At 67.7% G+C, this 23496-nt stretch carries 17 protein-coding genes; 13 read left to right on the top strand and 4 right to left on the bottom strand.

Annotated elements, in window-relative coordinates; all coding sequences use genetic code 11:
• Positions 1–6 precede the first annotated feature (6 nt).
• Entirely contained in the window at positions 7–1011 is a 1005-nt protein-coding gene (locus EV652_RS35360) for a sugar-binding transcriptional regulator (RefSeq protein ID WP_132213672.1), read from the top strand.
• Positions 1012–1036: 25 nt separating this feature from the next.
• Here the strand turns inward: EV652_RS35360 and EV652_RS35355 are convergent, their stop codons facing one another.
• A complete protein-coding gene (locus EV652_RS35355) occupies positions 1037–2821 on the bottom strand; it encodes a glycoside hydrolase family 127 protein (RefSeq protein ID WP_199238588.1) in 1785 nt (594 codons plus the stop codon).
• A 227-nt stretch (positions 2822–3048) separates the two neighbouring features.
• Here EV652_RS35355 and EV652_RS35350 point away from each other — a divergent pair, with 227 nt between their 5' ends.
• From EV652_RS35350 to EV652_RS35295, 12 genes are read left to right on the top strand one after another with little or no spacing between them, the layout of a single operon-like run.
• The gene (locus EV652_RS35350) at positions 3049–5400 is read left to right on the top strand and encodes an Ig-like domain-containing protein (RefSeq protein ID WP_158441412.1); all 2352 of its coding nucleotides are present in this window, start codon (positions 3049–3051) and stop codon (positions 5398–5400) included.
• 11 nt (positions 5401–5411) lie between these two features.
• Complete coding sequence (locus tag EV652_RS35345; RefSeq protein ID WP_132213666.1) at positions 5412–7397, top strand: ABC transporter substrate-binding protein; 1986 nt, start codon at positions 5412–5414, stop codon at positions 7395–7397.
• Positions 7398–8396: an ABC transporter permease gene (locus EV652_RS35340; protein WP_132213664.1), complete on the top strand. Its 999-nt coding sequence runs from the start codon at positions 7398–7400 to the stop codon at positions 8394–8396.
• 6 nt (positions 8397–8402) lie between these two features.
• A complete protein-coding gene (locus EV652_RS35335; protein WP_199238587.1) occupies positions 8403–9545 on the top strand; it encodes an ABC transporter permease in 1143 nt (380 codons plus the stop codon).
• Positions 9546–9557: 12 nt separating this feature from the next.
• Entirely contained in the window at positions 9558–10559 is a 1002-nt protein-coding gene (locus EV652_RS35330) for an ABC transporter ATP-binding protein (RefSeq protein WP_132213662.1), read from the top strand.
• Positions 10556–11563 carry an ABC transporter ATP-binding protein gene (locus EV652_RS35325; protein WP_132213660.1) on the top strand — a complete coding sequence of 336 codons (1008 nt, stop codon included), beginning with the start codon at positions 10556–10558 and terminating at the stop codon, positions 11561–11563. The genes EV652_RS35330 and EV652_RS35325 overlap by 4 nt, the downstream gene beginning before the upstream one ends.
• A 28-nt stretch (positions 11564–11591) precedes the next feature.
• Positions 11592–13103: an ABC transporter substrate-binding protein gene (locus EV652_RS35320; RefSeq protein WP_132213658.1), complete on the top strand. Its 1512-nt coding sequence runs from the start codon at positions 11592–11594 to the stop codon at positions 13101–13103.
• Positions 13097–14185: a sialidase family protein gene (locus tag EV652_RS35315; RefSeq protein ID WP_132213656.1), complete on the top strand. Its 1089-nt coding sequence runs from the start codon at positions 13097–13099 to the stop codon at positions 14183–14185. The genes EV652_RS35320 and EV652_RS35315 overlap by 7 nt, the downstream gene beginning before the upstream one ends.
• Positions 14182–15582: a DUF5060 domain-containing protein gene (locus tag EV652_RS35310; protein ID WP_132213654.1), complete on the top strand. Its 1401-nt coding sequence runs from the start codon at positions 14182–14184 to the stop codon at positions 15580–15582. Before EV652_RS35315 ends, EV652_RS35310 begins: the two co-directional genes overlap by 4 nt.
• Positions 15579–16766 (top strand): DUF5605 domain-containing protein, encoded by a 1188-nt coding sequence (locus tag EV652_RS35305; protein ID WP_132213652.1) that lies wholly within the window; start codon positions 15579–15581, stop codon positions 16764–16766. The genes EV652_RS35310 and EV652_RS35305 overlap by 4 nt, the downstream gene beginning before the upstream one ends.
• Positions 16767–16825: 59 nt before the next feature.
• Positions 16826–18820: a hypothetical protein gene (locus tag EV652_RS35300; protein WP_199238586.1), complete on the top strand. Its 1995-nt coding sequence runs from the start codon at positions 16826–16828 to the stop codon at positions 18818–18820.
• Positions 18817–19935, top strand: coding sequence for a glycoside hydrolase family 28 protein (locus tag EV652_RS35295; protein WP_132213648.1), 1119 nt, complete (start codon positions 18817–18819; stop codon positions 19933–19935). The genes EV652_RS35300 and EV652_RS35295 overlap by 4 nt, the downstream gene beginning before the upstream one ends.
• Here the strand turns inward: EV652_RS35295 and EV652_RS35290 are convergent.
• The 3 genes from EV652_RS35290 to EV652_RS35280 are packed head-to-tail and all read right to left on the bottom strand — an operon-like array spanning position 19916 to position 23440.
• Positions 19916–21181: a four-carbon acid sugar kinase family protein gene (locus tag EV652_RS35290; RefSeq protein WP_132213646.1), complete on the bottom strand. Its 1266-nt coding sequence runs from the start codon at positions 21179–21181 to the stop codon at positions 19916–19918. The genes EV652_RS35295 and EV652_RS35290 overlap by 20 nt on opposite strands.
• Positions 21174–22433 carry a RuBisCO large subunit C-terminal-like domain-containing protein gene (locus EV652_RS35285; RefSeq protein ID WP_132213644.1) on the bottom strand — a complete coding sequence of 420 codons (1260 nt, stop codon included), beginning with the start codon at positions 22431–22433 and terminating at the stop codon, positions 21174–21176. Before EV652_RS35285 ends, EV652_RS35290 begins: the two co-directional genes overlap by 8 nt.
• Complete coding sequence (locus tag EV652_RS35280) at positions 22430–23440, bottom strand: zinc-dependent alcohol dehydrogenase (protein WP_132213642.1); 1011 nt, start codon at positions 23438–23440, stop codon at positions 22430–22432. Before EV652_RS35280 ends, EV652_RS35285 begins: the two co-directional genes overlap by 4 nt.
• Between the last annotated feature and the right edge of the window lie 56 nt (positions 23441–23496).

Genomic DNA, 23496 nt, shown 5'->3' with positions numbered 1-23496 from the left:
CTGGGCATGACGACGGCGAGTGCGGGACAGGGGCCGCGGCCGGTTGCCCGGCGGCAGCCGTCGGCTGATCATTTGCGGCTGCTGACCAAGGTCGCGAAGCTCTACCACGAGCAGGGCGTCCGTCAGCCCCAGATCGCCGCGCAGTTGCACATCTCGCAGCCGCGGGTGTCCCGGTTGCTCAAGCAGGCCGTGGTGGCGGGCATCGTGCGTACGGTCGTCATCCCGCCGAGCGGCGTACACACCGAGCTGGAGGACGCGATCGAGCAGCGGTACGGGCTGCGGGAGGTGATCGTCGTCGACGCCAGCGGTGAGGACGACGCGCACATCATCCCGGCGCTGGGCGCGGCCGCCGCGGTGTACCTGGAGACCACGCTCACCGGCGGTGACCGGATCGGCATCTCGTCGTGGAGTTCCACCCTGCTGGCGACCGTCGAGTCGATGACACCGCGGCCGACGCAGGTCGCCGAGGAGGTCGTCCAGGTGCTCGGCGGTGTCGGCAATCCGGCCGCTCAGGCGAGGGCGGCGCGGCTGATCGGCCGGCTGGCGGACCTGACCGGCGCCGCGCCGGTGCTGCTGCCGGTGCCCGGTCTGGTCGGCAGCGTGAGTGCGAAGCGGACCCTGGTCAAGGACGCGGTCGTCAGCGAGGTGATGGATGCCTGGTCCAGGCTGACCCTGCTGCTGGTCGGGATCGGCAGTCTGGAGCCGTCGCCGCTGCTCAAGGAGAGCGGCAACGCGATGACCGCCCAGGACCAGAAGGTGCTGCGGGACCAGGGCGCGGTCGGCGACATCTGCCTGCGCTTCTTCGACGCGGACGGCAAACCCGTCCGGTCCGAGCTCGACCAGCGGGTGCTCGGGCTGTCCGCGGCTCAGGTGCGCAGCGACGACCTCCGCAGCGTCGGGGTCGCGGGCGGCATGCGCAAGTACGCCGCCATCCGCGCGGCCCTCCTCGGACGCTGGGTCGACGTCCTCATCACCGACCGCACCGTCGCCGAGCGCCTCGCAACCGACTGAGCGACCGACTGAGCCACAGACGGACCTAGCGGGCATCGATCCACACAGTCATCGGCCCGACCGAACGGTTCGCCCACGCGTAGTAGGGGATCGCAGTCAACGTCTGACCGTCCCGCGCCGGCACCTCGACCGTCGTCACCCCACCGAGCAACTCCGGCCGTTCCCGCTCGGTCAAGGAGCCAGGCGCAACGGACACCGAGTCGAGTACGACGTCCTGGTCCAACTGCTCGAAGCAGTACACCAACGGCCCACGCTCGATCGCCACACACCCGCGTACCGAGTCCACCCGATCGTCCGGCACCGTACGACGTGCCTGCACCGGCAACTCGAGCACCACCTCGTCACCGACCGCCCAGGCTCGACGCAGCGGACCGACTGGCTGCCCGACCCCGTTGACCGTCAGGGTGCAGTCCTCGGCCCACGCGGGAATGCGAAGCCCCAGCGTCCAGGGCTCACCTGAGGACTCAGTCACGCGAACACTCACCCTGCCGTGCCAGGGGTACCGAGTCGCCACCTCCAACCCGACCGGAGCACCGCCGACCTCAGCCTGGATCCGCGCCGGCGCATACAGGTGCAACTGCACCCCGTCGTTGTCCGAGGTCGCGATCATCTGGTCGAGGGACGAGAGCGTGCGCATCACGTTCGGCGGGCAGCACGCTGTACCGAACCACCCCTGCCGCCCCGCCACCGCCGACCGCTGATCATCCGCGAACGCACCCTGGCGCACCCTCAACGTGTTCACGTAGTAGAACTCGCGACCGGTCAACGAGACGCCGGAGATGACCGCGTTGTAGAGGGTCCGTTCGATCAGGTCGGCGTACTGACTCTCGCCGGTCGCGAGCAGCAGTCGCCAGCTCCACTGGACACTGGCGATCGCCGCGCAGGTCTCGCAGTACGCCGCATCCGGCGGCAACTCGAACGGGTCACCGAACGCCTCGCCGTACCACCGCGACCCGACCCCGCCGGTCAGATACGTCTGACTCTCGACCATCGTCTGCCACGTCGCCTTCAGCGCATCCAGCAAGGCAGAGTCGCCGGTCTCGACCGCGACGTCGGTCGCCCCCGCAGCGAGATACAACGCCCGCACGGCATGACCGGCGAGCGTCCGTACGTCGCGCACCGGCAGGTGGTCCTGGAAGTACGCCGGCCCATGGTGCCCTGGCGGCTCGAGCAACCCGTGCCCACGCGCCTCCACGAAGTACGAGGCCAGGTCGAGGTACGACGACGTACCAGTCTCCCGGTACAAGTCGACCAGCGCCATCTCGATTAGCGGATGACCGTCGATGCCCTCGGTCCGACCGGGCCCGAACGTCTTGCAGAGCAGATCGGCGAACCGAGTCGCCACCTCCAGCAATGTCTGGTCCCCGGTTGCGCGTGACTGCGCGACAGCCGCCTGCAGCAGGTGGCCCGCGCAGTACAGCTCGTGACCCTTCTCCAGATCACCGAATCTCGAGCCGCCGAGCACGAGCCGCACGTAGCTGTTCAGGTAGCCGTCCGGCTCCTGCGCGGCCGCGACCAACGAGCTTGTGGCCGCCTGCCAGTCCGCGAGCTCGGGCGATGGTGACCGGGTCTGTTCCCAGGCGACGGCCTCGAGCCATTTGTAGACATCGGTGTCGGCGAAGAGCTTCCCGGCGAACCCGTCGCCGACCGGTTCGTGCCCCGCGGCGCGGCGCAGGTTCCGGAGCGTCCCGGCGTCCTCCAGGCGACGAGCCGCGGCCGGGATCGTCGACGTCCGGTTGATCTCCTGACGCTCCTGCCAGAAGCCGCCGGTGATTTTCGCGGCGCCGAGGGGGATGGGGCGAAGTGACATGCATGAAGGTAACCATTGCCCGCGAGCGCCCTGCAAGGGTTCAGTGCAAACGATTGCCGCCGACAGAAGCGCAGACTGCAAACGATTGCGGAAACCGGGTGTCATGCTCTTGACATCGGCTCGTAACCTCCGTGACCATGAGGCCGTCGTTCCATTCGAAGCTGACTAGATATTCAGATTCTGGTCGGCTTCAGCAGCCGCCCCCTGCCGAAAGTGAGGCACGGACGATGACCGAAGTATCAACCGGCTGGACCCGCCGCGGGTTCGTCGGAACCACCGCCGCCGTCGGTGCCGCCGCTGGCCTGGGCATCACGGTTCCCGCCCAGGCCGCGAAGACCCGGACCACCGAGGACCGGCTCCCGGCCTTTCCCGGCGCCGAAGGTGCCGGCAAGTGGTCGAAAGGCGGCCGCGGCGGATCCGTCTACGAGGTGACCAACCTCAACGACGCCGGCCCCGGCTCGCTCCGCGACGCCGTCTCCGGCTCGGACCGCACCGTGGTCTTCCGCGTGTCCGGCACGATCGAGCTCGAGACGGGCCTGACCATCGCCGGCAGCAACCTGACCATCGCCGGCCAGACCGCCCCCGGCGGCGGCATCTGCGTGGCCGGCCGCGGCACCAACGTCAAGGGCGGTGCCCACGACATCGTGATCCGCTACCTGCGGTTCCGGCTCGGCGATCGCAACGCGGCCGCCGACGACGCGTTCAACACCAACGTGCCCGGCTCGGTCAGCCCGGAGATCCGCAACCTGATCATCGACCACTGCTCGTTCAGCTGGGCGGTCGACGAGTGCCTGTCGCCGTACGGGAACTTCGACGTCACCATCCAGTGGTGCATCATCGCCGAGGGTCTCGCGCTGTCCGCGCACCCGAAGAGCCGGCATGGGTACGGCGGGATCTGGGGCGGTGAACGCAACACCTACCACCACAACCTGATCGCCCACCAGGGCGGCCGGCAGCCGCGGTTCGGCTACACCGAGAACATCAACCTCGAGGTCGACCACCGCAACAACCTGGTCTACGACCACGGCTACACCTCGGTGTACGGCGGTGAATGGGCCAATGGCATCAATATCGTCGGCAACTACTACAAGCCCGGCCCGACCACGCTGTCCGAGGTCGCCCCGGTCATCCTGAGCGCGAACCGCGGCGGCCAGTGGTACGTCGCCGGCAACCAGGTCGAAGGCCATCCGGACGTCACCGCGCACAACCGCCGCGGGATCCGGTACCCGATCGGCGGCATCAACGAGCTCTCCCAGCCGCAGCCGTTCGCGGACGAGCTCGAGACCGAGTCCGCGGCCAAGGCGTACGACGCCGTCCTCGCGAACGCCGGTGCCATCCTGCCGAGGCGGGACGCGGCCGACGCACGGATCGTCAACGACGCCCGCAACGGCACCGGCCGGCTGATCAACTCGCAGAAGGAGGTCGGCGGCTTCCCGGTGCTGACGCAGACCGAGGCGGCCGTCGACTCCGACCACGACGGCATCCCGGACTGGTGGGAGAAGGCGAACGGCCTCGACCCCAACGATCCGTCGGACGCCCAGAAGATCGCGCCGAACGGCTACACCCACCTGGAGAACTACCTCAACTCGATCGTCCCCGACCCGGTCGGCAACCCGACGGTCGAGATCACCAGCCCGAAGTTCAACCAGACGATTCCCGGTCGGACCGCGCCCACCGTGACGGTCGAGGCCGACGCGGCCGCGGACAAGGGCGGTCAGCTGGCCAAGGTCGAGTTCTTCGCCGGCGACCAGTTGATCGGTACGGCGACCGGAGCGCCGTACCGGATCGAGTGGAAGAACGTTGCCGACGGCTCCTACTGGCTCACCGCCCGGGCGACCGACCGCAACGGTACGGCGACCCAGTCGACCCAGGTGCCGGTGCACGTGAACCTGCAGGCCGGCACGACCGGCTGGACGTCGGCGGCCGTCGGCAAGCCGCCGGTGCCAGGATCGGCCAGCCTCGACGGCGGGATCCTGACGGTGAAGGGCTCCGGCCGGATCCTCGGCCGGACCAGCAACTTCCACTACGTCTACCGCAAGCTCCAGGTCGGCGGCGCCGGATCGGTCTCCCAGATCACCGCCCGGCTGGACAAGCTCGCCAAGGTGGCCAACGGACTCACGGCCGGGCTGATGATTCGCGACAGTCTCGACCCGGCCGCGCCGTTCATGTACGGCGGGATCGGGTTCGGCGTGGCCGGTGGTACCGGCACGATCGGCGACGCCGGCGGCGTTGCCAATGTCACCGATGACGGCGGGATGAAGGCCCAGGCGATCAGGTTCCAGACCGACGGGCCCTCGCCGAGTGTCGGCCCCTGGCCGTGGACCGAGGACGAGTACCTCGACCCGGCCCAGCAGTACTGGCTGCGGCTGCTCCGGCGCGAGCGTCCGCAGGCCCGGGAGGTCGAGTTCGAGGCCTTCATCTCCACCGACAAGGTCAAGTGGGACCGGTTCGGCTACGAGCGGATCGCGATGCCGAGCCGGACCTTCTACATCGGCTTCGCGGTCGACGGGGGCAAGGAGGACAACGCCCTCGTGGACTACGGGACCGCGCAATTCAGCAACATCACGGTCGAGCAGTGAGGAAAGTGACGATGTCAGGAGACGTACGCAAGATCGACCGGCGACGGGTGCTGCAGGGCGGTCTCGGCATGCTGGTCGCGGCCACCGTGCCCGGATGCAGCTTCTTCGACACCAAGCCCGCGGGCGCCGGTGCGCAGGTGGCCGCGGCCGGTGAGCAGGAGTCGCCGATGCTGAAGGCCCTGGTGGACAAGGGCACCCTGCCGCCGCTGGCCGAGCGACTGCCGAAGAACCCACCGGTGATCAAACCGCTGGCCGGCAAGGCGGTGTACGGCGGGACCTGGCGCTCGGCGATGCTGACCCAGGAGGACACCCAGTGGCTGTGGAACGCCCTGGCCTACGAGCCCCTGGTCCGCTGGAAGCCGGACAAGACCGGCAAGCCCGGGTACGACGAGATGGAAGCGAACGTCGCCGAGTTCACGGTCGATGCCGAGAGCAAGGTGATCACCTTCACCCTCCGCGAGGGCCTGAAGTGGTCCGACGGCAAGCCCTGCACCGCAGACGACATGCTGTTCACGCTGCTCGAGGTGCAGTGTGACGCCGGGCTGCACCCGGACGGGATCTACGACGCCTTCGCCTCGCCGGACACCGGCAAGATCGCGAAGATGGAGAAGGTCGACGAACGGACCGTCAGACTCACCTACACCGCACCGCAGCCGTCGCTCATCATCCAGATCGCCGACGGCATCTTCCTGCGCGAGGGCGCGTACGGGATGCTGCTGCCGAAGCACTACTTCCAGCAGTTCCACCTCAAGTACAACCCGAACGCGAACGCGCTGGCGAAGAAGGCCGGCGTCGGCAGCTGGGCCGACCTGTTCGCGCAGAAGCAGAACCCGTGGACGAACCCGGACCAGCCGACGCTCGCGCCGTGGAAGGTGACCACCCCGCTGGGCAAGGGCTCCGCGGTCACCCTGACCCGGAACCCGTACTACTGGAAGGTCGACGACGCGGGCCGGCAGCTGCCCTACATCGACGCCTGCCGGGTCGAGGTCGTCCAGGACGCGCAGGTCGAGCTGCTCAAGGTGATGAACGGCGAGTTCGGCATGCAGTACCGCAACTTCGGCACGCCGCAGAACAAGCCGGTGGTGGCGCAGAACCGGGAGAAGGGCGCCTACCGGATCTTCGAGGTGCCGACCCAGCTGACCAACACGATGATCATCGGCATCAACCAGACCCACAAGAACCCGGTCAAGCGGGCGCTGTTCGCGAACAAGGACTTCCGGATCGGCCTGTCACACGCGATCAACCGCAAGGAGATCATCGACGCGGTGTACGCCGGTCAGGGCGAGCCGTGGAACTGCGCTCCCCCCAAGGATTCGCCGTACTACAACGAACAGCTCGCCACGCAGTACCTCGAGTTCGACGAGGCCAAGGCGAACGAGCACCTCGACAAGGCCGGGCTGAAGAAGGCCGCGGACGGCCGGCGGCTGGGTGCGGACGGCAAGCCGGTGTCGGTGACCGTCCTGGTCAGCGAGTCGTTCCCGGACCACGTCGAGGCGATCGAGTTCGTGAAGAAGCGCTGGCGTGCCGTCGGCGTCGAGTTGCGGACCCAGGCCGTCAGCGAGGACCTCGCCAAGGAACGGGTCAAGGCCAACGACCACGACGCCGGGACGTGGACCGGCGGCACCTTCGTGCTGCCGACCGGCACCGGCGGTGACCACTACTGGGTGCCGACCAATGACGGCAGTGCGCGGTACGGCATCGGCTGGGCGCAGTGGTACCAGTCCGACGGCGAGGAAGGTGTCGAGCCGCCGGCCGAGGTCAAGAAGCAGCTCGAGCTGTTCACCAAGGGCCGGGAGGAGCCGGACCCGGCGAAGACCCTCGAACTGGGCAAGCAGATCCTGCAGATCGCGGCCGACCAGTTCTACTACATCGGCCTCAGCAGCGTCCCGAACACCTACGGCGTCGCGAAGAACGACTTCCACAACGTGCCGGAGAAGATGATCGAGGCCGTTGCCCCCGGCATCGTCCACCCCGAGCAGTTCGCGATCGGACAGTAGATGCTGCGCTACCTCGCCCGGCGGCTGCTCTGGATGGTGGTGACCCTGGCGGCGATCTCGTTCGTCACCTTCGTCGTCATCAAGCTGCCGCCGGGCGACTACACCTCCACGGTCATCGCGAACGCCGAGGCCCGCGGCCAGGACATCCCGGACTCGCAGATCGCCGAGCTCAAACGGCACTACGGCTTGGACAAACCGTTCCTGGTGCAGTACTGGACCTGGATCTCCGGCGTGGTCCTGCACGGCGACCTCGGTCAGTCGTTCGCCTGGAACCAGTCGGTGGCCAGCCTGATCGGCAACCGGGTGCTGCTCTCGATCCTGCTGTCGATCGGCAGTCTGCTGTTCGTCTGGTCGATCGCGTTCCCGATCGGCATCTACAGCGCGCTGCGGCAGTACTCGCCCGGTGACTATCTTGCGTCCTTCCTCGGCTTCATCGGGATGGCCGTGCCGGAGTTCATGCTCGCGCTGGTGATGATGTACGTCGGGTTCCGGTACTTCGGCCAGAGCGTCGGCGGACTGTTCTCACCCGAGTACGCCGACGCCGCCTGGAACCTGGGCAAGCTACTCGACCTGATATCGCACCTCTGGGTGCCAATAGTCGTGGTCGGCGTGGCCGGCACAGCCGGGCTGATCCGAATAACCCGGGCCAATCTGCTCGACGAGTTGCACAGGCCGTACGTCGCGACCGCTCGAGCCAAGGGGTTGCCGGAGTGGAAGTTGCTGCTCAAGTACCCGGTCCGGATGTCGCTCAGCCCGTTCTTCAGCACGGTCGGCTGGTTGCTGCCCGGTCTGATCAGCGGCGAGACGATCGTGTCGGTCGTGATGAGCCTGCCGACCAGCGGCCCGCTGCTGCTCGGCGCGGTGAAGAGCCAGGACATGTACCTGGTCGGCAGCTTCGTCCTCATCCTCAGCGCGCTGACGGTGATCGGCACGATGCTCAGCGACCTCGCACTGGCCTGGTGGGACCCGCGGATCCGCCACCGGCTGTCGAAGGGATAGGCCCGGATGCTTCAGCAGACAGAGACCGTCGAACCGGACACACAGCACGAGGCCGGCCCGGAGGTCGTGAAGAGCCTGCGGGACCACGGCGCGCTGCCGCAGTGGCGGCTGATGTGGCGCCAGTTCCGCAAGCACAGGCTGGCGTTGATCGGGCTGATCGTGCTGGTCCCGATCTACTTCATCGCGGTCTTCTCGGGCTTCTTCGCGCCGGCGGCCAGCGATTCGGCCCACACGTCCCTGCCGTACGCGCCGCCGCAGCGGGTGCACATCTCCACCGAGCACGGCATGTTCGTCTACGGGTACTCCTCCACCCGGAACCAGGAGACGTTCGAGCAGACCTTCACGGTCGACAAGAACAAGATCGTCGACGTCGGCCTGTTCGTCCGCGGTGACGAGTACAAGGTCCTCGGCCTGATCCCGTCCGACATCCATCTGATCGGACCGACCAAGGCCGGCGACCCGTTCTTCCTGCTCGGTGCCGACCAGTCCGGCCGCGACCTGTTGTCCCGGCTGATCCACGGTGCCCGGGTGTCGCTGTCGATCGGCCTGGTCGGTGTCTTCGCCAGCTTCATCCTCGGCATCCTGATCGGCGGCATCTCCGGGTACTTCGGCGGTCCGATCGACAATGCGATCCAGCGCATCATCGAGTTCATCATGTCGATCCCGACACTGCCGTTGTGGATGGCGTTGTCGGCGGCCTTGCCCAACAGTTGGGGGCCACTGACCAGATACTTCGCGATCACGGTGATCCTCTCGCTGATCGGCTGGACCGGACTGGCCCGCGACGTCCGCGGCCGGTTCCTCAGCCTGCGCGAGGAGGACTTCGTGATGGCGGCGCAACTGGACGGGGTCAGTCGCGGCGGGATCATCGTCGGCCACATGGTGCCGTCGTTCGCCAGCCACATCATCGCGTCGGTGTCGATGGCGGTCCCGCGGATGATCCTCGGCGAGACCAGCCTGAGCTTCCTCGGCCTGGGCCTGCAGGCACCGGCCGTCAGTTGGGGTGTGCTGCTCGAAGGCGCGCAGAACATCCGTGCGGTCGCCACCGCCCCCTGGCTGCTCGCGCCGGGTCTCGCCGTCGTGGTCGTCGTACTGGCCATGAACTTCGTCGGCGACGGCCTCCGCGACGCCGCGGATCCCTACAAGTAGGAGCACACTCCAATGGCTCAGCCTTTGTTGGAAGTCCGCGACCTCCGGACGCATTTCGAGCTCGAGGACGGGGTGGTCAAAGCCGTCGACGGTGTGAGTCTGACCGTCCCACGGGGTCGCACGCTGGCCGTGGTCGGGGAGTCGGGGTGCGGCAAGAGCGTCACCGCACGCTCCATCCTGCGCCTGGTCGAACGCCCGGCCCGGATCGTCAGCGGCCAGATCCTCCTGTACGGCGACCAGCCTTCCGACGAGCCGTTGGATCTGCTGGCCGCGAAGGACAAGCGGCTGCGGGAGGTGCGGTGGTCGGAGATCGCGATGGTGTTCCAGGAGCCGATGGCCTCGCTCAGCCTGGTCCACACGATCGGCAACCAGATCATCGAGGCGATCCGGCTGCACGACAACGTCGGCAAGGTCGAGGCGCGCGAACGCGCGATCGAGTTCCTCGCCCGGGTCGGAATCCCGGACCCGAAGCGCCGGGTGGACTCGTACCCGTTCGAGCTCAGTGGTGGCATGCGGCAACGAGCGATGATCGCGATGGCGCTGTCCTGCCGGCCGCGGTTGCTGATCGCGGACGAGCCGACGACCGCGCTGGACGTGACCACCCAGGCGCAGATCCTCGACCTGCTGCAGGATCTCCAGGACGAGCTCGGCATGGCGATCATGCTGATCACCCACGACCTCGGTGTGGCCGCGCAGGTCGCCGACGAGGTGGCCGTGATGTACCTCGGCGAGGTGGTCGAACACGGTCCGGCCGCGTCGGTGCTGAGCGAACCCAAACATCCGTACACCCAGGCGCTGGTCCGATCGGTGCCGCGGCTCGGGCAACGCGGTCAGGCCCGGTTGGCCGCCGTACGCGGGACTGTGCCGCCGCCGTACGAACGACCGTCGGGCTGCCGGTTCCATCCGCGGTGTGACGCGTTCATGGCCGGCAAGTGCGACCTGACCGTGCCGACGCGGGTGCGGAGCGACGACATCGACGTTGCCTGCCTGCTGTACGGCGAGGAGGAACGATGAGCGATCTGCTGACGACCAACGGCCTGACCATGCACTTCCCGTTGCACACCGGGTTCTTCGGCCGGAGCCGCGGCGTGGTGAAGGCGGTCGACGGTGTCGACCTGTCGATCAAGGCAGGGCGGACGCTCGGGCTGGTGGGGGAGTCGGGCTGCGGCAAGACGACGCTCGGCCGGTGCATCGTTCGGGCGTACGAACCGACGTCGGGCAGCATCCACTACGACGGCGTGGACCTGGCCAAGCTGTCCGAGAGGGAGCTGAAGCCTTATCGGGCGCAAGTGCGCCTGATCTTCCAGGACCCGCACTCGTCACTCAACCCGCGCAAGACGCTGCGCGACATCATCGCCGAACCGTTGCGGGTCCAGGAGCGTGGTTCCCGCGACGATATCGACGACAAGGTCGCCGAGCTGCTCAAGCGAGTCGGACTGCGAGCGGAGTACGCGCATCGCTACCCGCATGCCTTCAGCGGTGGTGAGCGGCAGCGCGTGGTGATCGCGCGGGCACTGGCGACCGATCCGCGGCTGGTGGTCGCGGATGAAGCGGTCAGTGCGCTCGACGTGTCGGTCCGGGCCCAGATCCTCAACCTGCTGAAGGACCTGCAGGAAGAGTCCGGTCTCACCTACCTGTTCGTTTCCCATGACCTCGGCATCGTCGAGCATGTCGCCGACGACGTCGCGGTGATGTATGTCGGCAAGCTGGTCGAGAGCGCTTCGACCGACGAGTTGTACAGCAAGCCACTCCACCCGTACACCGAGGCGCTGCTGAGCGCCGTACCCGATCCTGATCCCGCGTCGCGCGGCAAGCGATCGCGGATCATGCTGCGCGGCGAGATCGCGGACCCGTCCAAGGTGCCGCCCGGCTGTCCGTTCAGTCCGCGCTGCGGCTACGCCGAGGAGCGCTGCCGCACCGAAGTTCCGCAGCTGCGCGAAGTCGGTGGCCGCCGGGTCGCCTGTCACTTCGCTGAGCAGCTCGATCTGAAGGGTGTCACCGCAGCCGTCCCTGCCTGACACCACCGCCCCTTACGAAAGGTCCAGCATGTCTGACAACCAAGGTATGTCCCGTCGCGGGTTCGTGCGGAACGGTGCCCTGCTGGGTGGTCTCGCCGCCCTCGGCGCCGGGCTGCCCGGCACCGCCGCCGCGGCGACCACCAGCTCCACGTCCGCCGTCCCGCGCGCGGGTGCGCGGTCCGCGGCCGGCACCGTGGACATCCCGAACCGGTACGGCAAGCCGTTCTCGGTGGACGACGACGAACTGTTCATCTTCGCCGTGAACTTCAAGCCGTTCGAGCTCGGCGGTGACGACGAGGGCCGGGAGGCGACGCGGTACTTCGACACCGTGTTCGGCGACGCGATCCGGGCCAAGTTCCCGAATGTGAAGATCAAGTACGCGACCTGGGACTACCCGATCCGGTACGAGGACATCGCCAAGGCCGGCCGGGTGCCGGACCTGATCATCGAGGACCCGCGGACCCGGATCGACCGCGACCTGGAGCCGCTCGGCTGGGTCCAGGACATGACGTCGATGGTCCAGCAGGCCGGGATCGACCTGTCCGCGCTGAACCTGGGCACGGTCGAGCTGGTCAAGTCGCGCTCCGACGGCGGCCTGTACGGCGTACCGGTGTTCATCGACGAGCACGTGCTGCTCTACAACAAGCTGATCTTCGACAAGTTCGGGGTCCGGTACCCGCGGGTCGGGTCGACGTACGACGACATCTACAAGACCGCGAAGACGCTGACCCGCAACGACGGGATCGACCACTACAAGGGCTTCATGCAGCACCCGGACAACTACCTGGCGCTGAACCAGGTCGGGCTCTACCCGTTCGTCCCCGGCAGCAGCGAGCAGCCGGCGCCCGAGGACGTCAAGGTGAACCTGACGTCGGTGGAGTGGAAGCGGGTCGCCGACAACATGCACCGGTTCCTGATGCTGCCCGGCAACACGTTCACCACCGTGGACGACTTCTTCAAGGGCGACATGAGCTTCCCCGGCCACCTGGCGATGGCGGTGCACACGCTGTCGAAGCTGAACGCCTACGCCCTGAACGACCTCTACATCGAGGAAGACGACATCGAGGACTACTCCGAGTGGGCCAAGAGCGTGAAGATCGGCGTCACCTCGATGCCGGTGCTGTCGCGCGGCTCGACCGCGATCTACCAGCCGAACGCCCGGGCCGCCTTCATCCCGCCGCAGTCGGCGCACAAGGAGAACTCGCTCGAGATCATCAAGTACCTGGTCTCGGAGGAGATCCAGACCAGGATCTCGTCGTACGGCGTGAAGGCGGTGCTGCAGACGGATGCGGTGGTGAACGCGTTCGGTACGGCGTTGCCGCAGCTGCAGGGGATCGACACCTCGGCCGTGTACTGGGGTGACAACGCGGTGGTGACGAACTACCAGAACACCGAGTACTGGGACATCCCGCTGTACAAGGTGTTCCGCCAGCACGTGCTGATCGACGGCATGGACGTCGCGTCGTCCCTGCAGGTCGCCGAGCAGGTCGACATCCCCAACTACATCAAGGCCCAGGCCGCCGCAGGGCTCACATGGTGACCACTCCACTCGACCCCCGGTTCGACGGCCGGCTCCGGCCGGATGCCGACCTCACCACCGCGCTGCTGCCGACGTTGCATCCGGGCGACAGCCACGCGGCGACGCTGGTCGAGACACCGGCGGGTGATCTGCTGTGCGCGTGGTTCAACGGTCCGGGGGAGGGGGAGCCGGAAACCAGCATCGTGCTGTCCCGGCTCCCAGCCGGTTCGGATACCTGGACCGTGCCGGTGCCGATGTCAGCGGACCCGGAGCACTCGGAGCAGAATCCGCTGCTGTTCGTGCTGCCGTCGGGTGACGTGTGGCTGCTGCACACGTCGAACGAGCCGCACGACCAGAGCAGCTCGCGGGTGCTCCGCCGGGTGTCGCACGACGGCGGGCTGAGCTGGGGGCCGGGCGACGTACTGTTCGATCGCCTCGGCAGCTTCATCCGTAACCCGGTCGTTGTGCTGAGCAACGGTGACTGGCTGCTGCCGGCGTACGACTGTGGCAAGAACGGTGAGACCTCGGTCGTCCAGCTGAGCTCGGACAGCGGTCGCACCTGGACGCCGGGTGACCTGCCCGACGGGCTGGGCCAGGTCCAGTTGACCGCGGTCGAGCTCGCTCCTGGTGAGCTGCTCGGCTACTTCCGCAGCCGGGCCGCGGACCGGATCCACCGCTCGGTCTCCAAGGACGGCGGCCGGACCTGGTCGGCACCGGAGCGGACCGCGCTGCCGAACAACAACTCCGCGGTCCAGCTGCTCCGGCTGGCCGACGGCCGGCTCGTCCTCGTCTTCAACGACTCGTCGGCCGAGCGGGACCAGTTCCGCTGGGTTCCTGACGGCAAGGGCGGCGTACGGCGGAAGACGCTGCGGACCCCGCTCACTCTGGCGCTGTCGGAGGACGACGGGGCGACCTGGCCGTACTGGCGGAACTTGCAGGTGCAGGACGAGGAGTATCGCGACAACGAGTTCGGGTACTCGTACCCGACGTTGCTGCAGACGCGCGACGGCCGGCTGCACGTCGCGTACTCGTACCTTCGCAAGACGATCAAGCACGTGATCCTCACGCCGGAGTGGATCCAGGCGGGAGATCGACTGCCATGAGTGTCGAGCAGTGGGGAGTCCATGAACTCACCTACTCCGGACCATCGGACGGCAACCCGTTCGCCGACGTCTCGCTGCGGGTCGCCTATCGGTACCGGAACCGGGTGGTCACGGTCGACGGCTTCTACGACGGCGACGGCGTCTACCGAGCGCGGTTCATGCCGGATCGGGTCGGCCGGTGGGAGTACGTCACGTCGAGCTCCGCGGTGGAGCTCGACGGTCATCGCGGCTCGTTCGAGTGCGTCCCGCCCGGCCCGGGTAACCACGGGCCGGTCGGGGTGCACGGCGCTCACCACTTCGCGTACGCCGACGGCACCCGGTACGACTGCATCGGTACGACGTGCTACCACTGGACCTACGAGTCCAAGGAGATCCAGGAACTCACCCTCGCGTCGTTGCGCTCGGCACCTTTCGACAAGGTGCGGATGTGCCTGCTGCCGACCGAGGGGATGCGACCGGAGCGCCTGCCGTTTGTCGGCACCACGCCGGGTGAGGTGGACGTGGAGGCCTACGATCCTGCGTTCTTCCGGCATTTCGAGAGCCGGGTCGCCGACCTGCTCTCGTTGGGCATCCAGGCCGATCTGATCCTGTTCCACCCCTACGACCGTGGGGTCTGGGGCTTCGACCGGATGAAGCCCGCGGAGGATGAGGCGTTCTTGCGGTACGTGGTCGCGCGGCTGGCGGCGTACCGGAACGTCTGGTGGTCGCTGTCCAACGAGTACGACTTCAATCGGGAGAAGACGATCGCGGACTGGGACCGGCTGCTGCAGCTGGTCCAGCGGTTCGATCCGTACCAGCGACTGCGGTCGATCCACAACGGCACCAAGATGTACGAGGTCTTCACGCCGTACGACTTCAGCAAGCCGTGGATCACGCACCAGAGCGTGCAGCACTGGGACGGCGCCGAGGTCGCCGCGTGGCGGTCCTGCCCGAAGCCGGTGGTGATCGACGAGATCGGCTACGAGGGCAACGCCGGCCGCCGCTGGGGCAACCTGACCGCTGACGAAATGGTCCACCGGTTCTGGCAGGGCATGACGCTGGGCGGGTATGTCGGCCATGGCGAGTCCTTCGTGGATCGCGAGACGCGGGCGTGGATCTCGGTCGGGGGACGTCTGTACGGCGAGAGCCCGGAGCGGATTGCCTTCCTCCGCGAGGTGATGGCCGGACTGCCACGGTTGTCTGACGGCGATGTGGATCCTGACCGGTGTGTCTTGCACTACCTGGGTGACCGCCAGCCGTCGTCTGTCGAGCTGGACCTGCCTGACGGTCCGCCGTACCGCTTCGAGGTGATCGACACGGTCGCGCTGACCATCACGCCGCTTCCGACCTCCTACACGGGCACCTGCCGGATCCCGCTGCCGGCACGCCCGTACCTAGCCCTGCGAGGAACCCGATGACCGAGGTAGAGCGCTGGGCCGTCTTCGAGCGTGCTGTGGACGGTCCGCAGGCAGTCGAGTTCCGGCACGAGTCCGGGGAGGGAGCGTACGTCGAGTCCTTCGCCGACGCCGACCGGCAGCTACTGCGCTTCATGCCCTCTCTCGAGGGTTCCTGGCACTACACGCTCGCCGACGAGGTGCACACCTTGACCTGCACGCCTGCCACGACTCGCGGTCCTGTCCGGCGGGACGGCACCGGTCTCCGGTGGGCCGACGGGACGCCGTATCACCCGCTGACCACCACGTGGTTCGGGTCAGCGGACAACTGGTCCGAGGCATGCCGAGCGCTGGCTGCCTCGCCGTTCAACCGCGTCCGGCTCCGCGCCCACCCTTCGTTGCTGAATCGCCTGGACGCCCAGGTCCAAGACCTCCTCGCGATCGACGTCGGCGCGGAGATTCTCATCCCTGTTGACGAACCCGCTTTCATTCGAGTCCTCGTCAACCGGCTGGCCGCCTACCGCAACGTGACGTGGTGCCTCGACACGGCGGACGACGTGCGTACGCTGCCGGAGCTGATCGCGGAGTGCGACTCCAGCAGGCATCTGATCTCAGTGCACGCGGCTGCTGACCCCGGCATGCCTTGGCTCACCCACCTCAGCGTTCCGTTGGAGAACCTGCGTGGCGTGTCGGCGCTCCGACGCGACTACGCCATGCCCGTGCACGTGGACGCCTGCGGGTACGAGGGCAACGGCTCCACACCAGAGACCAGCCTCACCGGCCAGGAGATGCTCACCCGGATCTGGGAAGGAACGGTCCGGGGTGCACACGTGGCGCATGGGGAGTGGTACGTCGACGGAGACGGCGGACCGTGGTCGGGTGGGGGAGCGCGGCCAACCGGTGTGGTCGCGCAGCGGTTGCGGCTACTGCGTGAGGTGCTGGACGAGCTGCCTGACGGGGTGGAGCCGATTGACGACTACCGCGACGCTCCGACGCTCGCCGTACCTGGGAGCTACTACCTGCAGTACCTCGGTGAGCACCGGTTCCCCGAGCGCACCTTCAGCCTGCCGGACGGGACTTACCAGGTGGAGGTCCTGGACGTCTGGAACCACAGCGTCCGGCGTACTCACGAGACAGTCAGCGACACCCTCACCGTCCGCCTGCCCGGGACCCAGTACCAGGCCATCCAGATTCGCCGGACCACCTGATGCCCGCCCTCACCTCAGGCCCTCGTACAGCCGAACTCCGCCGAACTCCCGGCGGAGTCGTGCTCCACCTCGGACTGGATGGCACGACGTATGTCGAACGGCCGGTAGCAGACCTCCTGACCTGCTCGGCGGGGCGGCCGTGGCAGCCGAACGCGATGCAGGCCGACGGGTGGTGGATCTCCCGTCGGCCCGGTGAGCACCGAGCCGGCTGCCGGACCGGACCTGTCGCCGTTGAGGTTCGCCTGTCGTTCGACGCGGCCGACCGTTTGAACCTCGAGCTCCGGTGGCGGAACACCGGTCAGCGCAGGCTGGGCGACCTCGCCGTCGGTCTGCTGCTCGACCTCGGCCGCCTCACCGACTGTCAGATCACCCTGCCCGGCCTGATCTACAACGACAACCCGTCCGCGGATCCGACACGCGCCGTACCTCGGATCGGCCCGGCGCCTGGCGGCGGCTTCATCGCCGAGGAGGATCGTCTGCCGATCCCCGGTGTGAACCTCGAATGGCGAACGGGCCGCGAACGCCGTTGGCTGAGTGTCTTCTCTCGCCCAGCCCCGCGCCGTTCGGCCGACGGACTCGTGCGCTACGGGTCGCTCGGTCTCATCCGGCGCGACGGACCGGTCGTTGCGGCGCTGAGCGGCGTACTGATGTTCGACGGCAAGCAGGACGTGCGGTACGTCAGCAAGGCGGAGACCGAGTCGACGGATGACGGGTACCTCACGCTGTTGCCGGGTGAGGTCTACACGCAGCAGCTGGTCTTCGACTGGGGGCCGCAGGAGCATCGCGGGCATGCGTTCCGGCACCTCGTCCGCACCGGTCGGTCGCTCTTCGATGGTCCCGGCGCGCGACCGCTCGACCTGGATGAGATCATCGCCCGCAAGACCGTTGCGCTGGACAACCGTTGGTACCGGGACGGAACTGTTGCCGGCTACACCAAGTTCAGCGATGTCACCGGCAACGGTCCGGTCAAGGCGCGACACTTCCTGTACGGCTGGACCGGTCAGGCGCTGAAGCTCGCCTGGTGTGACGCCCGGCTCGGCTTCGAATCGGGGGACCGGTCGCGGATCGACCGGTGCCGCGCAGCCGTCGAGTTCTACCTGGCCGGGAGCTCGACCCGAACGCCGGGTCTGCGGCACAACGCGTACCAGGTCGGCAGTCGGCGGTGGACGAGCTTCCGCTCCGGCGGTCGCGCGATGGTGTCCAGCCGCGCGTACGGCGAGACGGTCGCGGACCTCGCCGAGATCATCGCGCTGTTCCGGTCACACGGTGAACCAGTGCCGCCGTCCTGGCCGGACGCGCTGGTCGCGTCTCTGAAGTTCCTGCGGACGGCGTTGCTTCCGGACGGCACGTTCCCGATCGGCTGGCGACTGGACGGCACTCCTGCGTCCACTGCGGTCTCGGCGGCCGGTATCCCGTGCGTCCTCGCCGCGCTGAAGGCGTCCGCCGTACTCGACGACTCCTGGCTGTTGTCCGAGGCGACGACCTGGCTGACTCGCTACCACGGTCAGCACGCGCGGACGTTCGACCGGCCGTTCGCACGGTCGACGTTGGATGCGTCCTGCGAGGACAAAGAAGCCGGCATGTACTACTTCCTCGCGGCGTACGAACTCTTCCGGCTCACCGGCGACGAGCTCTACGCGTCGTGGGCCGAGGTCGCTGCCGACTGGCTGCTCACCTGGGTCTACGTGTGGTCGCCCGAACAGGACCTCGACGCGCCCCTTCGCGCAGCCGGGTTCAACGCGATCGGCTGGCCGACGGTGAGCGTCCAGAACCATCATCTGGACACGTTCTTCCCGACCTACGAACTACTGGAGTTCGGGACCGTGACCAGCCGGCTCGAGTACGTCGCCGCCGCCGAAACCACCGCGAACGCCATGGGCCAAGCGATCTGTGCCGAGCCCGGCGACTGGGGCTTCCAGATCGTCGGCGAACAAGGTGAGGCCGTCTTCCAAACCCACTGGCAACGACGGGGACACGCCAACACCTGGAACCCCTCCTGGGTCATCGCCGTTCCCCTCGCCAATGCCCTCCGCCTCCGCAAGGCCCCCGGATGACCGATCACCTCATCACTGAGTTCGGGGCTCGGCCGGGTGTCGACTGCACGGCGGCGATTGATCAGGCTGTCCGGGCTTGTGAGGTGACCGGTGGTCGCGTGGTGGTGCCGGTCGGACGGTTCCTGAGTGGTCCGATCCGGCTCCGGAGCAATGTGGAGTTGCACCTGGTGGCCGGCGCGACGTTGCGGTTCGTCACCGACCCCGCGTCGTACCCGATCGTTCGGACCCGCTGGCAGGGCATCGAGTGCTTCAGTCATTCACCACTCATCTACGCGTACGACGCGGTGAACGTCGCCGTTACCGGGACCGGCACCCTCGACGGCTGCGCATCACCCGACACCTGGTGGCGGGACACGAAGCCGGTCGACGACTGGAACCGGCTGCTGCGGATGGTTCGCGACGATGTGCCGGTGGAGGAGCGGATCTTCGAGCCAGGGCACGGGTTCCGGCCCAGCTTCATCCAGCCGTACCGCTGCCGCCGCGTCCGGATCGAGGACGTCCGCATCATCAACGCCCCGATGTGGGTGGTTCACCCCGTGCTCAGCTCCGACATCGTCGTCCGCGGCATCACGGTCGACAGCCGCGGTCCGAACAACGACGGCTGCAACCCGGACTCCTGCCGCGACGTCGTCATCAGCGGCTGCTCGTTCGACACCGGCGACGACTGCATCGCGATCAAGTCGGGCCGCGACGCCGACGGCCGCCGGGTCGGTCAACCCTGCGAGAACATCGTCATCGAGAACTGCCGCTTCGGTACCGGCCACGGCGCTGTCACCATCGGCAGCGAAACCAGCGGCGGAGTCCGCAACGTCATCGCCCGCGACCTCCACATCGCCGGCCCCGACATCGACCACGCCCTCCGCCTCAAAACCAACTCCCACCGCGGCGGCCTGATCGAACACATCGACCTCCGCGACTCCCAGGTCGACGCAGTGACCGCCGCCGCGATCCTCGTGGACACCCGCCACGCCGACGAGCACGTCACCGGCACCCATCACCCGACCGTTCGAGGGATCTCCATCACCGGCCTGCACATCCGCAACGCCCTCAAAACCCTGGAGATCCGCGACACCCCCCAGTCCCCAGTCCGCGAACTCACCCTGACAACAGGCTGAAGCGCTCGAAGAGGTCTGGGGCGCCGATCTGGCCGCCTTTCAGCAGGACGTGGAGGCCGTCGATGGTGGTGTCCGGGCTGGTGACTCTGCACAGCGCGCTGCCCGGACCGAAGTCGTTCACGCCGCTGACCAGTTCGAGCGTGCTGACTCCAAGGCTGCGGACGACACGGCCGGAGGTGTCACCGCCGGCTATCACCACCCGGCGCACCTTGGTGTCTTCGACAACCGCACGTGCGACTCCGGCTAGAGCCTCGCCGAGAGAGCTCACCAGGTCGTGTGCCGGCTGGCCGACGCGCTCGCCAGTGTGTACGACGACGCCGGGTACACCATCGCGGAAGGCGGCCACAGCCGTCCGTCGCACAACGGTCGGATCACGCAACTCCAACGAGAGCCAGCCCGCGCTTACGGCGTACTCGATCTGCTCCCTCGTACGGATCGACTGGCTGCCCGAGACAACCAGGACCTGCGAACGGCCAGGAGCCTCGGTGAGTGGGCGCGGGCCGGTTGGTGGAACTGCTGTCGCGAGGTTCATGGCCAGGGCTCGGGACAGGCCGCCTGAGCCGATGGCGAACAGCGGATGGCTGTTGCTGGACGCAACAAGGGTCTGGCCCAGCAGCCGGAGGTCGGTGTCGGTCAGGACGTCGAGGATCACAGCGTCGTCGGACGACTGGGCGTAGCGGTCGGGAAGCTCGGCGTACCAGGTGAGGTGCAGCGCGCCGAGCTGGAGGTCGGTCTGGGCGGCGAGGTGGACGCGGAGATCGGCTTCAGGCATGGGGGTGGCGGGATGATTCGCCATCGTGGGTTGCCGATCCAGGCGGTGGATCGTGCCGGCCTCGGCGGCGAAGTGGTGACTGAACACGGTGTAGCGGCCGAGCTCCGGTTGGGCGGCGAGCACTGGTACGACGGCAGGGCCGAAGATGGAGCGGCCGACCTCCAGGGCACGGCCGATGCTGCCGAGCTGAGGAGAGGAGTCGACGGTCGAGCAGATCTTGTACTGGACGACGCGGGGTCTCAGGTCGCGCAGGGCAGTGAGGATCGGCCGGATCTGTGCCTCCTGCTCGTCGGGAGCCAGCGACCGTGCGATACCTGCTACGCCGATCACGTCGTAGCGGCTTGCCAGGTCGCGGAGCTCGTCGGTCGGTGGGAGGTCGACCAGTAGGACAGCCCGCAGCCCGCACCGCTCGAACTGTCGCAACGCATCCGTCGAGCCCGTGAAGTCGTCTCCATAAAACGCAGCCTCAACCATGAGGGGTTCCGAAGGTGTCGATCGCGCGCTGTAGGGCCGGTTCCGCACGCGCAGCTGCGTCCAGATCGCCGCCCTCGACCGCGCACTGCCAGGCGGCCCGCATTGCGGCGACGCCAGCGCCGGGGCCGTCGGGATGACCGTGGATGCCACCACCGGCAAGCACGAGCAGGTCGGTCGTACCGGTACGCCGATAGGTCTCCGGTGCCAGCCCTGCCCACTGCCCTGAGGACAACACTGGCAAGGTCTGGTAGCCACCGAGCAACGGTTGCCGGACCGCGGCGATCGACCGCAGTACCTCCTCGTCCGTCTCGTAGAACTTGTTCGAGAGGCCGTTCGTGTGCAGGTGATCGGCGCCTGCGAGCCGGGCCAGTTTCGACCAGGCGACGAAGTCGATCCCCAACCCAGGCGCTCTGGTGAACACCCCTGTCATCGCACGGTGTCCATGGATCGGCAGCTCACACCGCTCACGCAGCCACGCGAGTCCGGCGAGGCCGACCAGGTTCACGCAGACCATCACGGAGGTGCCGCCGGCGTCGCGGACCAGGTCGTGGTTCGCTGCCATCCGGTCCAGGTCGTCGGTGATGTTGAACGCGTACATCGGCCGCCGGCCGGTCCGGGCGGCGATCTTGTCCAGCTCCTCCGTGACGACTGCCACCCGGTCGGCGAGCGGCGAGTGGGGTGGATTGCCCATCAGTTCGTCGTCCTTGATGAAGTCGATCCCCGCCTCGGCGAGTTCGCGGACGACGATCCGCAGTTCCTCGACCGGCAAGCCGATGCTCGGTTTCACGATCGTCCCCAGCAACACACCGTCCGGCCGGCTCAAGAACTCGCGCGTACCAGTCACGCCGAACCGCGGACCTGGGTAGCGATCGGCAAACGCGGACGGTAGGTCGAGGTCGAGCAGTCGGATGCCGGCCAGTTGTCGCAGCTCGAAGAGGTTCCCCGCCACGGCAGCTAGCAGGTTCGGCAGCGACGGGCCGAAGTTGTCCAGGCCGAAGGCGATGCGTACCTGTCCGCTCCGTCGGAGTGCGCCTGCGGGGCGCACTATCCCGGGGAGATCAGCATGATCGGTCGGCGGTAGCTCCTCGACGGAGATCACCCGGGCTGCGAACCGTTCCCGCAACTCCGCGGTCTCCCGCGCCACCGCCACGAAGGTCCCGGTCGACTGCTCACCGGCGATGACTTCCGCCGCGTCCTCCAGCGGCAGATAGCTCTCCACCAAGTAGGTGGCCACAACCTCCGGGGGGCTCATCGGGTGGGGTCAATCTGGATCTTGAGGTGGTCGGTGCCGGTGTCGAGGGCGGTGAGGATGGCTGGAGTTCGGTCGAGCGGGACGACGTCGGTGATGTAGGGGCGTGCGTCGAGGGTGCGGGTGTTGATCAGGCGCGCCGCCGCGCGGAAGTCGGCCGGGGTGTAGATCGTTGAGCCCTGGATCCTGATCTCCTTCAGGACAGCCGGGTTCAGGTCCACGGTCAGCGGGCCGGCGAACATCGGGAGCAGGACCACGCGGCCACGCGGTCGGCACAACGCCAACGCCTCGGCCAGACAGCTCGGGTGGCCGGACGCGACCACGACAACGTCGAACCCGTCGCCGGTCAGCGCGGCACCAGCGGCTAGCAAGTCGGTCGCCGACGGATCGACCACGCGTGAGACGCCCTGCCGGCCAAGGAACTCGCGGTTGTACGACTTCACATCGCTGACCAGCACGGTCGACGCTCCGCGGATCCGGCTCACCGCGGCGACCAGGCTTCCGATCGGACCTCCGCCCAGCACCGCCACCGAGTCGCCGGCCATCACCGCGCCGTCGCTGGTGCAGTGCCACGCCACGGCCAATGGCTCGATCAGGGCGCCCTCGTCGTACCCGATCTCGTCGGCCAACGGCACCAACACCCGCCCAGGTGCGGCGAAGAACTCGCTGAGCATCCCCGGCCACCCGCCACCAGGGACCCGCTTCGCAGCGCAGAGATGTGGCTTCCCGGCCTCGCAGCGCGTGCACTCCCAGCACGACAGCGCAGGCAGTACGGCGACCCGATCGCCCACGCTAAAGACTGGATCGGCCGATGACACCACCTCACCAGCACCCTCATGACCCAGCACCACTGGTGGTTTCCGGAACGGATGATGCCCGCGCCACGTATGCAGATCCGACCCACACAACCCGACCGCGCGCATCCGGAGCAGCACGCCGTCCTCCGGGACAGGGTCCGGTACGTCGACCACCGAAACGTGTCGCGGTTCCTGAAGCACTGCTGCCCTCATAATCGTCCTCCTTCGGGAAGGTCCCGCCAGTCTCCGCCTGTAAACGTCAAGAAAAC

This window comes from Kribbella steppae (assembly GCF_004342025.1).
GTDB lineage: Bacteria > Actinomycetota > Actinomycetes > Propionibacteriales > Kribbellaceae > Kribbella > Kribbella steppae.
The sequence above is the reverse complement of the archived record's forward strand: the minus strand, read 5'-3'. Positions and strand labels throughout refer to the sequence as shown.

Excerpts from the sequence above, each read along its gene's own strand:
- EV652_RS35340 (WP_132213664.1), top strand. The coding sequence starts at position 7,398 with ATGCTGCGCTACCTCGCCCGGCGGCTGCTCTGGATGGTGGTGACCCTG.
- EV652_RS35335 (WP_199238587.1), top strand. The coding sequence starts at position 8,403 with ATGCTTCAGCAGACAGAGACCGTCGAACCGGACACACAGCACGAGGCC.
- EV652_RS35305 (WP_132213652.1), top strand. The coding sequence starts at position 15,579 with ATGACCGAGGTAGAGCGCTGGGCCGTCTTCGAGCGTGCTGTGGACGGT.
- EV652_RS35290 (WP_132213646.1), bottom strand. The coding sequence starts at position 21,181 with ATGGTTGAGGCTGCGTTTTATGGAGACGACTTCACGGGCTCGACGGAT.
- EV652_RS35315 (WP_132213656.1), top strand. The coding sequence starts at position 13,097 with ATGGTGACCACTCCACTCGACCCCCGGTTCGACGGCCGGCTCCGGCCG.
- EV652_RS35360 (WP_132213672.1), top strand. The coding sequence starts at position 7 with ATGACGACGGCGAGTGCGGGACAGGGGCCGCGGCCGGTTGCCCGGCGG.
- EV652_RS35325 (WP_132213660.1), top strand. The coding sequence starts at position 10,556 with ATGAGCGATCTGCTGACGACCAACGGCCTGACCATGCACTTCCCGTTG.
- EV652_RS35355 (WP_199238588.1), bottom strand. The coding sequence starts at position 2,821 with ATGTCACTTCGCCCCATCCCCCTCGGCGCCGCGAAAATCACCGGCGGC.
- EV652_RS35350 (WP_158441412.1), top strand. The coding sequence starts at position 3,049 with ATGACCGAAGTATCAACCGGCTGGACCCGCCGCGGGTTCGTCGGAACC.
- EV652_RS35280 (WP_132213642.1), bottom strand. The coding sequence starts at position 23,440 with ATGAGGGCAGCAGTGCTTCAGGAACCGCGACACGTTTCGGTGGTCGAC.
- EV652_RS35285 (WP_132213644.1), bottom strand. The coding sequence starts at position 22,433 with ATGAGCCCCCCGGAGGTTGTGGCCACCTACTTGGTGGAGAGCTATCTG.
- EV652_RS35330 (WP_132213662.1), top strand. The coding sequence starts at position 9,558 with ATGGCTCAGCCTTTGTTGGAAGTCCGCGACCTCCGGACGCATTTCGAG.
- EV652_RS35320 (WP_132213658.1), top strand. The coding sequence starts at position 11,592 with ATGTCTGACAACCAAGGTATGTCCCGTCGCGGGTTCGTGCGGAACGGT.
- EV652_RS35310 (WP_132213654.1), top strand. The coding sequence starts at position 14,182 with ATGAGTGTCGAGCAGTGGGGAGTCCATGAACTCACCTACTCCGGACCA.
- EV652_RS35295 (WP_132213648.1), top strand. The coding sequence starts at position 18,817 with ATGACCGATCACCTCATCACTGAGTTCGGGGCTCGGCCGGGTGTCGAC.
- EV652_RS35345 (WP_132213666.1), top strand. The coding sequence starts at position 5,412 with ATGTCAGGAGACGTACGCAAGATCGACCGGCGACGGGTGCTGCAGGGC.